The following is a 9,846-nucleotide window of genomic DNA, read 5'->3' as shown; positions in this document are numbered from 1 at the left end:
GATGCCTCGAGCCGTGCTGAATAGAACGTTATACACTGCTCGCAGACACTCCATTGTGGACTGCTGTTCGTCCACAATGGATGCACAGGGCGAGCGAACCCGTCCGAGCTCCCTCAACCGGGTGGATATCCGTCCTGGTACGGCCACGCCGCAGGTCCGCCCAAGATCCGCCGGCCCCCTGTTCGAGGCCGCATTCGGTGACTCCTTCACCGGACGAGCACGCAGTCCGGTGCGAGTTGCCGCCCGGCCGGGCCCGTGGTCCGATCCCGGGTGCACACCCCCGAAGCACAGCCAAAGGGAGCGCGAACTGTTATGCACAAGACACTGGTTCAGGCAGTGACGGGTGCGGCACTGGTGGCCGCGCTGGTGACCGCCTGCGGGTCGGGGGGATCGGATTCTTCGGATTCCTCCGGATCCTCCGGGCAGAACACGGCCGCCCCCTCCTCCAGCGGAGCCGGTGCATCCGGCGACAACGCACAGGGCGGGGCGGACGACCAAGCCGTCCAGCAGGCCAACACGGCCATCCAGCAGGCGACCCAGCAGGCGCCGATCACGTTCACCACGGAGAAGACCGAGCTCACCGCCGAGAGCAAGCAGACCCTCGCCGCGATCGCGAAAGCCCTGCAGGGCAACGCGGTCAAGCTGAAGGTCGAAACCCACGCCGGTTACTCGGATGCGCAGCAGTCGAAGGAGCTCTCCGAAAAGCGCGCCCAGGCCATCTCGTCCGAACTCGAACAAGCCGGTCTGGGCAAGGACCGCATCCAGACCGAGGCGACCGGCAACGAGAAGGCACAAGGCGCACAGGCACTGGAAACGCAGTTCAGCGCCACTTCGTGAGGGAGCGCGCAGGCAGCGCTGCCCGGCTCCGGCGCGCGGACCACGAGGACGGAACGGGACAGCGCTCCGGGCAGCTCCGGTATCGCATCGAAACCGGCGACCGGTCCGGGGAAACTCGGCAGTTCCTCGCGAACCGCGAGGCCGAGGCGGGTGACCGGTCCGGCGTGCCGCAGCGGCACGCCGTGCCTGCCGAGGCGGGTGGCCGGCCGGATCCGGCCGGTCACCCGCCGGCGCGTCCGCGGCGGCACTACCTCATCGGACCGGCCGGCTTCCCCAATTTCGGCGACGAGCTGATCGCCGCGAACTGGCTGCGCTACCTCGCCCGCACCGAGCCCGGCGCCGAGGTCTGGCTCGACACGCACTCCCCCGGTCCGGCCCAGGTACTGCTCGAGGGCCTGCACCCCGGTCTGCGCTGCACCGACACCCTGTGGCGGCTGTGCGGCGAAGCGCCGTCGGACGATCCGCGGGAGGTCACGGCCTGGGTGGGTGCGGCCGTCCACGACCCCGGGCTCGCCCCGCGCTGGGACGCGGGTATCGGCCTGCTCGGCCGGATCGACGTGCTGCACCTGATCGGCGGCGGCTACCTCAACGCGCTCTGGCCCCGGCACCTCGGCCTGCTCGCGGGCGCGCTCGCGGCCGCCGAACGGTCCGGGGCACGGACCGCGATGACCGGGCAGGGGCTGGTGCCGTGCCCGCCCGGCAGCACCGATCTGCTGCGGTCGCTGGCCGAACGCTTCGACGTGGTGGATGTGCGCGACGAACCGTCCGCCGAACTGCTCGGCGAGGCGGACTGTTCGGCGGACGACGCCTTCCTCGAACCGTATCCGGCGGCCACCGGCGAGGTCCGGGAGTTCGTGCTGTGCCTGCAGTCCGACATCGGCGGCGAGGCACCGGCCGTGCTCGCCGCGCAGGCGCTCGAGCTGCTGCGGACCTGGCAGGTGTCCTCCGGCGAACTCGCGATCGTGGAAGGAATCCCGCGGGTCGACCGGGTGGTGCCGGCGCTGCTGGACGACGAACTGCCGGGCGCGCAGTTCCACCCGTTCCGCGATGTCTGGGCACACGGGCTCCCGGTGGCCGCCGGACAGACCTGGATCTCCAGCCGCTACCACCCGCACCTGGTGGCGGCCGCAGCAGGCGCGACCGGTGTGGCAGTGGACGTCTCCCCCGGCTACTACACGACGAAACACCGCAGCCTGATCGAACTCGGGTCCGGCTGGTCGATGGTGGACGCCGGTGCGCGGACCCCGCCGAAACGCCCGTCCGGCACCGGTTTCCCGGACGATGTCCGGCGCGGACGCAGGGAAGCGAAACGCACGGTCGCCGAGAAGGTGTACGGCACACCTGCCCCTCCACCGGCCGCAGCACGCCGCTCCCGCTGGTCCCGCGCACTGCGCTGACTTCCGACCGACCACCGAATTCCCGCCCCGCCCACGCACCACGCCGAGTCAGCCCAGCCGATCCCGCCCACGCACCACGCCGAGTTCCCAGCCGACCCGCCCACACACCACGCCGAGTTCCCAGCCGACCCGCGCGCGCACTGCGCTGAGTCGGCCCAGCCGACCGGCCAGCTTGCTGTGCTCAGCCGGTCCAGCTGTCGGGACGTCGGCCGTCCACGTCGGTGAATCCGTACTCCCGCGCCAGGTCCGCCGAGGTGACCGACTGCTGGTTCCACCGGGCCCGGTCCGGGTCCGAGGCCAGCGCGGTGATCCCGCGGCCGACGTAGCGGGGCGACTCGGACTGCGCGAACCCGGGCGCGGCGGTCGGCAGCCCGTCGGCGCGGTCCTCGACGAGTGCGGTACGCCAGTTTTCTTCGGTGACGCCGTAGTTGTCGAGCATCATCTCCGACCGCAGCCACCCCGGCGTGACCGCGACCGCGGTCGCCCCGCGCGGCGCGAGTTCGTGCCCTTGCGAAAAGGCCAGCCGGTTCACCGCTGCCTTCGCGAGGTCGTAAAACACCGAAATGCGGTACAGCTGCGCGTTGTGCGCGGCGGTGCCGTCGGTGACCTCGACGAGCAGACCACCGGGTTCGGCGATCAGCAGTGGCAACAGGTGGTGCGAAGTGATCAGGTGCGTCTCGACGCCGAGCCGCAGGATGCGCAGGCCGGCGTCGAGATCGTGCTGCCAGACCGGGGTGTTCCAGTCCGCAGGGCCGCCCTTCAGCCGTTCCGCACCCCAGATGTCGTTGACGAGCACGTGGAGCCTGCCGTATTCGGCCCGCAGGTACGCGGCCAGCCGCTGTACCTCGTCCGGCTCGAGGTGATCGGCCGGATACGCGATCCCGGTCCCACCGGCGCGAGTGACCAGTTCCGCGGTCTCCTCGACGGTCTCCGGACGGGCGTAGTCCGAACGCGACGGACCGGTCCGGCTGCTGCGCCCGGTACAGAGCACCGTCGCGCCCGCTTCCCCCAGTGCAACGGCGATCCCGCGCCCGGCACCCCGGGTGGCACCCGCGACGAGCGCCACCCGGTCCCGAAGATCCGGCGGCCACCGCATGTGCCCAGTATGGTGCACGACCGCACCCCGGGCCACCGCCGCACAACCCCGCCCGGACCGGCAAACCCGGCACGGCCTCTGCACGACCCACGGCCGGCTCCGGCCACGGCCGGTACCACCCCACCCGCGGGCACGTGAGCGCTTCGGCGACCCGTCAATTCCCGGGCAGGGCGAGTTTCAGCCGCACCGCCGCACCGTCCAGCAGCATCGCCAGGCCCTGCCGGAATCGGTCGCGTTCGGACAGTCCACTGAGGATCTCCGGGAGCACCTCCGTGCCGTCCCGGCCGCCGAACAAGGCTTCGCTGTGCGGAAATTCGCCGGTTTCGAACTGCGAACGCGCGAACTGCGCCGCCTCCTCGTTGGCGGCGGCCTCGCGCGCCGCGTGAACCTCGGCAGCCCGGAAGGCGTTGCCGTGTACGTAGTCGTCGACCACGCCGAGCAAGGTGACCTTGGCCGCCGCGTCGAGACCGGTGGTGGCCAGCGCGGCCAAGGACTGTTCGGCGTGCCGCATGGCGTTCGGCCCCGGCGAGACCCCCCGGAGCGCCTGCATCGCCCACGGATGGCGCTTCAGCACTTCCCAGGTGCGCTCGGCGACCGCGGTCAGCGCGTCGTACCAGAAGTCCGGGAACTCCGCGGCCGGGATCAGCACCTCGCCCATGATCGCGTCGTCCATCAGCGCCACCAGTTCGTCCTTGGTGCGCACGTAGTAGTACAGCGTCATGGTGCCCGCGCCGAGCTCGGCGGCGACCCGGCGCATCGAGACCGCCGCGAACCCCTCCCGGTCGGCGATCGCCAGCGCGGCCGAGGCGATCCCGTCGCGGGTGAACTTCGGCCGCCGCGTGCCCGGCTCCGGACGGGTCCAGAGCAGGGCAGGTTCCTCCGTGCTTGCCATTCGTACACTGTACCGCTAGCTTTGTTAGTACAACGTACGAAGGGGACGTACATGTTACGAACAACTGCCTCGGCCGACGTCGGCGTGCTCATCGCGGGAGCCGGTCCGACCGGCCTCACGCTGGCCTGCGAACTCGCCGTCCGCGGCGTGCGGTTCCGCCTCGTGGACCGCTCGGCCGCGTTCTTCGGCGGCTCGCGCGCGGACGGCATCCAGCCGCGCACCCTGGAAGTCTTCGCCGGCCTCGGCGTCCTCGACCGGATACTCGCGGCAGGTGACTTCGGCATCGAGATGCGTGCCTACCGCGGCGGCGAGGTCGTCTGGACCGGCCGGATGAGCGAGCCGACCGAGCCGGCCCCGTCCGTGCCGTACCCGAACCCCTGGTTCGTACCCCAGTTCCGCACCGAGGAGATCCTGCGCGAACGGCTGGCCGAACTCGGCGGGCGCGTGGAGCAGCCGACCGGGCTCTCCGATTTCGGGCAGGACGCCGAAGGCGTCACCGCGACGTTGTCCACCGGCGAAACCGTGCGCGCCCGATATCTGGTCGGCGCGGACGGCGGACCCAGCACGGTGCGCAGACGCCTCGGTATCGACTTCCCCGGGGAGACCGACGAGAGCACCACCATGCTGTTCGCCGACGCACGGGTGGACGGAATCGGCCGCGACCACGGCCGGATCTGGCCCGGCGAGGACCGGCCGGTCTCGATCGTGCCGCTGGCCGGCACCGACCTGTTCGTCGTGGCGGCCCGGCCGCCGGTGCACGACGAGCCGATCCGCGAATACCTGCAGCGGCAGATCACCACGGCGTCCGGCCGCGCGGACATCGTGCTGCGGGAGATCACCTGGCACACCACCTGGCGGTCGAACACCCGGCTGGCCACGCGGTTCCGCGACGGCCGGGTCCTGCTGGCCGGCGACGCCGCGCATGTGCACCCGCCGACCGGCGGCCAGGGCATGAACACCGGCATCCAGGACGGGCACAACCTCGGCTGGAAGCTGGCCGCCGCACTGACCGGCGCCGCGCCGGTGGTGCTGGACAGCTACGAGCCGGAGCGGATGTCGACCGCGCGCACCGCACTCGACATCAGCACCGCTCTGCTGCGGAAACACCAGCGAGGCGACGACGATGCGCACGTCCGCGGTCCGGAAGTGCACGGCCTCGCGCTGAACTACCGTGGCGGCCCGCTCTCCCGCGACGAGCGCGCCGCCCCCGGATCGCTGCAGGCAGGCGACCGCGCCCCGGACGCCCCCGTCAGCACGGCAGCGGGCCGGGTGATCCGGCTGTTCGACCTGTCCCAGGGTCCACACTGGACACTTCTGTCGTTCGGCGCGGCGGCGGAGTGCCCGGTGGATCCGGCCGTGCACACTTACCGCGTTGCCGAAGCGGCCGGCGAGCGCACCCTGGTCGACCACGACGGGCACCTCCGGGCCGCCTACGACGTTCCCGACGGCTCCCTCGTCCTGATCCGCCCGGACGGCTACCTCGGACTGATCACCGGCAGTGCCCAGGGTGTGACCGACTACTGGGCAGACCTCCACGGCACTGCGGAACCACCCCTGCTCAGGTCTTCGCCGCAAGCTGTTCGATGATCCGCCGCGGCACCCGGATCAGCACAGCGCTGGTCACGACCGCCGCGCCGAGCATCACCAAGAAGACCACATTGGACACATCCACCGCGTGCGCGATGCCGGAATCCCGCGCGCTGAAAAGGATTCCGGCCCGCACGAATGAGGAGACCACCAGGAGCAGGCCGAGTATCGCGGTGAGCATCCGTTGCCACCGGCGGTACTTCGGCACCGCCCGCCACGCGTGCTCGAACGCCTGCTCCCTTGCCGGATCGCCGAAGGTCGCCACCGACGCCGCGCTCACGTGCGTGACCGGCGCACGCAAGAGCGTCACCAGGAAGAACACCCCGACCACGAGGACGTAGGCCACCTCGCGCAGTGCCGCGACGCGGGGGCTCTGCGTCACCAGGGAGAGCGTGCTCGTGGTGACCAGCTCGACCAGTACCAGCAGCCCGATCAGATCGATCCGGCGACGCCGCACCGTGGCAGCCACGGCGACCAGCCCCACCACGATCGCGGGACCGGTGAGCGCCCAGAACACCGCCACCCCGAACGCACGCAGCAGGTAGTACCCGCCGATGGAGACCGCCACCTCCAGCAGGGCAGTCCGGAAACCCGGCTTCGTCATCACGTCCCCTCCGCTCGACCTGTTAGTCCGTTACAGACTAATCCATCATAGACTATTACACTGACCGCATGGCACCTCGCGGACATCTCTCCCCCGTCGTGATCGCGGTACTGGCGCTGCTGGCCGAGGAACCGATGCACGCCTACCGGATGCAGCAGCTGATCCGGGAACGCGGCGTGGACCTGGTGGTGAACGTCCGCACCCGCTCCGGTCTGCACGCGGCACTCGACCGTCTTGTCCGCGACGGGCTGATCCGGGTGCAGACCGTCGAGCGGGCCGCGCGGCGGCCCGAGCGCACCGTCTACGAGCTGACCGAACCGGGCCGGGAAGCGCTGCTGGCCGCCGTCCGGTCCGGGATCGGCACGCCGGCCCGCGAATTCCCGCTGTTCCCCGCCGCGGTGTCGTTCCTGCACCTGCTCGATTCGGCCGACGCCCTCCGCTACCTCCGGCAGCGGGCCGGGGAGCTGCGCACCCGCGTGGCCGCCACCGAAGCGGTGCTCACGAGTTCGGCCGAGTCCTCGGTACCCCGGCTGCACCTGCTGGAGCAGGAGTACCTGAAGGCGGTCCGCACCGCGGAGCTGAGCTGGCTCGACGAGGTGTGCGCGGATCTGGAGAGCGGTTCACTCAGCTGGAAACGCTACTTCTGACCCGGCGGTGGTGGTTCGCAAGCGCGAGCCGGGCCAGCAGCGGGACCGTCCGCGGCCAGCCGAGGCAGGCGTCCGTGCGGCTGAGTGCCGGGTCCGCGGGCAGGACGGCCGGGTCCTGGCGGCCGTCGGCGAGGTAGGACTCGAGCATCACCCCGGCGAGCGCGTCCGTGCCCGCCTCCAGTTGCGCGGCGAGGTCGGCGACCACCGCGGGCTGGCGGTTGTGGTCCTTGCCGCTGTTGCCGTGCGAAGCGTCGACCACGATCCGGCGCGGCAGGCCCGCCGCGGTCAGCCCGGCGAGCGCGGCGGCGACCGAGCCTGCGTCGTGGTTCGGCGCCGGACCCCCGCGCAGTACCAGGTGGGCGTCCGGGTTTCCGGTGCTGCGCAAGGTTTTCATCCGGCCGTCCGCACCGAGTCCCGGGAACGCGTGCGGCCGGCCCGCCGCGCGGATCCCGTCCACCGCCGGGGAAATCCGCCCGGACACACAGTTCTTCATGCCCACCGGCATCGGCAGCCACGACGCCAGCTGCCGGTGCGGCTGGCTCGCCACGGTCCGCGCGCCGATCGCGGCCCAGCTGACCGTGTCCGCGACGTACGGGGCGAGCACCGGGTCCACGAACTCGTACGCCAGCGGCAGTCCGGTGGCCGCAGCCTCGACCAGGAATTGCCGGCCCAGCCGCAATCCGGCCGCCAGATCGCCCTTGCCGTCCAGTGTCGGGTCGGGCAGCAGCCCGGTCCAGCCGGTCACCGTGCGCGGCTTCTCCAGGTAGGCGCGCAGCACCAGCACGAGGTCGTCGGCGAACCGGGCGGCGGCGTCCGCGAGCAGCCCGGCGTACTCCAGCGCGGCACCCGGATCGTGCACCGAACACGGGCCGGCCACGACCAGCAGCCGCGGATCACGCCGGGCGAGCACGGCGGCGACCGTCTCCCGGTGCCGGCCCAGGTCCGGGGAACGGCCGCCGGTCACCTCCGCCGGACTCGGCAGCGCGTCCTGGTCCGGCATCCGCGGTCCCCCTCCGTGCCGACGGTCAGTGCTCGTGGTCGTGCTCGTCCTCGAAATCGGCGACGCCCCGCTTCCAGTAGCCCGTGACATCGAAGTCCTCCCGGGCCAGGCCGAGGTCGCTGCGCAGCCACCGGCGCAACGGCTTGATCTCACCGGCCTCCCCCGCGATCCACGCGTAGAGCCGTTCCCCTTGCCGGACCCGGATTTCCTGCACCGCACGAGCGAGCAGACCGGACGTGCCGGGGGCGGCGGCACCGCGGTGCAACCAGTGCACCTCGAACCCGTCCGGCGCGGCCAGCTCGATTTCCTCGCTCGCGTCCGCGACCTCGGCGAACGCCCAGCCGACGGCGGTGCGCGGCAGCTCCTCCAGCCACCGGGCCACCGCGGGCACCGCGCTCAGATCACCCGCCACCAGGTAACGGTCGTAGCCGCGCGGCACGATCAGCCCGCTCGGCGGCCCGGCCACGTGCACGGTCTCCCCCGGCCGCACGGCGCGGGCCCAGTCCGCACCGAGACCACCGTTGTGCAGGGCAATGTCCAGGTCCAGCTCGCCGGAGGCCGGGTCGTAGCGGCGCACGGTGTACTCGCGCGTCCGGGGGAAGGGCTTCGGCCAGCGAAGCAGATCTCCGTTCGGTTCCGGCAGCCGCAGCGTGCCGTCCGGGTCCGGGAACAGGATCTTCACGTGCTCGTCCGGCGCGTGCGATTCGAAGCCCGCGGTGCCGGGACCGCCGAGGGTGACCCGCACCAGCCCGGAGCCTGCCGGTTCGGTGCGCACGACCTCGGTGCGCCGGATCCGGATCGGGTACGGCACCGTCTCCGCATGCGCGCCCGCGCGGACCTCGGCGATCCGCGCGAGGTGCCGGTGCCGGTGGTCCGCCCGGCTCACGCCGTGCCGCCGGCCAGCAGTTCCATCCAGCGGCGTAAGCGCGGATCCTCGGCGAGATCGGCGAATTCGAGCCGTTCCGCACCCGCCGCGCGCCACTTCTCGACCAGACCCATGATGCGCATCGAGTCAAGGCCGAGGTCGGTCAGGTCGGTGTCCGGGGTCAGCTCGGCGGTCTCGCAGCCGAGCAGTTCGGCGAGGTCCGCGCGGACCTGCTCGACGGACAGTCCGGTGGTGTTCATCGTGCTCCCACGGGGATCGGCGCCAGCGCGGCGAGCGCGGCGGCGGTGGTGGTGACGACGCCGCAGCGTTGCGCAACGTACTCACACGCCTGATCGTGCCGGGCGCGGTCGAAGTCCGCGACCGCGTCGGCGACGAAGAACGGGCGGATGTCCCGCATGAACGCCTCGACCGCGGTGCTCTGGCAGCCGATGTGCGCGTACACGCCGGTGATCAGCAGCTGGTCCCGGCCCGCCGAGGCCAGCTGTTCGGTGAACGTACTGCGCTGGAATGCGCTGTAGCGCCACTTCGTGAGCACGGTGTCGCCCGGCCGCGGCGCCAGTTCGGGGACGACGTCGGCAGCCTGCGGATCGTCGTCGATCACCGCGCCGATGCCGGCACCCCAGAATTCGGTGAGCAGCCCACGGTCGGCGACTGCCTGACGGCCGGGTTGCGCGGTGTAGAACACCGGGACGCCCGCGGCCCGCGCCGCGTCGGCGAGCGCGACGACGTTGGCCACCATCTCCGGGATCGGGCTGCCCTCATACGGCGCGAGGAAGTACCGCTGGACGTCGTGCACGAGCAGCGCTGCGCGTGCCGGGTCGGGCCGCCAGTCCACCCGGCCCGCGGGCAGTTCCGCGGCACTCGGCAGCGGGTACGGCCGGATCTTCGGCAGGGACACGC

11 protein-coding genes are annotated in these 9,846 nt (G+C 71.8%); 4 read left to right on the top strand and 7 right to left on the bottom strand.

The window, feature by feature from the left end; translation table 11 throughout:
* The first annotated feature begins 312 nt into the window (after positions 1-312).
* Together ABD793_RS02140 and ABD793_RS02135 are read left to right on the top strand one after the other, a co-directional pair.
* Positions 313-837, top strand: a complete 525-nt coding sequence (locus tag ABD793_RS02140) for an OmpA family protein (RefSeq protein WP_344854653.1) — start codon at positions 313-315, stop codon at positions 835-837.
* Positions 834-2,234, top strand: a complete 1,401-nt coding sequence (locus ABD793_RS02135; RefSeq protein WP_344854651.1) for a polysaccharide pyruvyl transferase family protein — start codon at positions 834-836, stop codon at positions 2,232-2,234. The genes ABD793_RS02140 and ABD793_RS02135 overlap by 4 nt, the downstream gene beginning before the upstream one ends.
* 181 nt (positions 2,235-2,415) lie before the next feature.
* Here ABD793_RS02135 and ABD793_RS02130 read toward each other — a convergent pair whose 3' ends face one another.
* On the bottom strand, positions 2,416-3,330 hold the full coding sequence (locus tag ABD793_RS02130; RefSeq protein WP_344854649.1) for an SDR family oxidoreductase: 915 nt from the start codon (positions 3,328-3,330) through the stop codon (positions 2,416-2,418).
* 154 nt (positions 3,331-3,484) lie between these two features.
* A complete protein-coding gene (locus tag ABD793_RS02125; protein ID WP_344854646.1) occupies positions 3,485-4,222 on the bottom strand; it encodes a TetR/AcrR family transcriptional regulator in 738 nt (245 codons plus the stop codon).
* A 51-nt stretch (positions 4,223-4,273) separates the two neighbouring features.
* On the opposite strand from ABD793_RS02125, the gene ABD793_RS02120 reads away from it, so the two are divergent.
* On the top strand, positions 4,274-5,809 hold the full coding sequence (locus ABD793_RS02120; RefSeq protein ID WP_344854644.1) for an FAD-dependent monooxygenase: 1,536 nt from the start codon (positions 4,274-4,276) through the stop codon (positions 5,807-5,809).
* On the opposite strand, the gene ABD793_RS02115 is transcribed toward ABD793_RS02120, so the two are convergent.
* Complete coding sequence (locus ABD793_RS02115; protein ID WP_344854641.1) at positions 5,781-6,413, bottom strand: VC0807 family protein; 633 nt, start codon at positions 6,411-6,413, stop codon at positions 5,781-5,783. The two genes, ABD793_RS02120 and ABD793_RS02115, sit on opposite strands and share 29 nt — an antisense overlap.
* A 68-nt stretch (positions 6,414-6,481) precedes the next feature.
* Between ABD793_RS02115 and ABD793_RS02110 the strand changes: the two genes are divergently transcribed.
* Positions 6,482-7,060: a PadR family transcriptional regulator gene (locus ABD793_RS02110; protein ID WP_344854637.1), complete on the top strand. Its 579-nt coding sequence runs from the start codon at positions 6,482-6,484 to the stop codon at positions 7,058-7,060.
* On the opposite strand, the gene ABD793_RS02105 is transcribed toward ABD793_RS02110, so the two are convergent.
* The 4 genes from ABD793_RS02105 to ABD793_RS02090 are packed head-to-tail and all read right to left on the bottom strand — an operon-like array spanning position 7,038 to position 9,844.
* Positions 7,038-8,060 carry a 3-deoxy-7-phosphoheptulonate synthase gene (locus ABD793_RS02105; RefSeq protein WP_344854634.1) on the bottom strand — a complete coding sequence of 341 codons (1,023 nt, stop codon included), beginning with the start codon at positions 8,058-8,060 and terminating at the stop codon, positions 7,038-7,040. The two genes, ABD793_RS02110 and ABD793_RS02105, sit on opposite strands and share 23 nt — an antisense overlap.
* 25 nt (positions 8,061-8,085) lie before the next feature.
* Positions 8,086-8,946 (bottom strand): siderophore-interacting protein, encoded by an 861-nt coding sequence (locus ABD793_RS02100; RefSeq protein WP_344854631.1) that lies wholly within the window; start codon positions 8,944-8,946, stop codon positions 8,086-8,088.
* Positions 8,943-9,185: a phosphopantetheine-binding protein gene (locus tag ABD793_RS02095; protein WP_344854629.1), complete on the bottom strand. Its 243-nt coding sequence runs from the start codon at positions 9,183-9,185 to the stop codon at positions 8,943-8,945. The genes ABD793_RS02100 and ABD793_RS02095 overlap by 4 nt, the downstream gene beginning before the upstream one ends.
* Positions 9,182-9,844, bottom strand: coding sequence for an isochorismatase family protein (locus ABD793_RS02090; protein ID WP_344854626.1), 663 nt, complete (start codon positions 9,842-9,844; stop codon positions 9,182-9,184). Before ABD793_RS02090 ends, ABD793_RS02095 begins: the two co-directional genes overlap by 4 nt.
* Between the last annotated feature and the right edge of the window lie 2 nt (positions 9,845-9,846).

Origin of the sequence: Amycolatopsis ultiminotia (genome assembly GCF_039536925.1) — a bacterium.
Lineage (GTDB): Bacteria > Actinomycetota > Actinomycetes > Mycobacteriales > Pseudonocardiaceae > Amycolatopsis > Amycolatopsis ultiminotia.
Note: the sequence above shows the minus strand (reverse complement) of the source record. Positions and strands in the feature narration are given on the sequence as shown.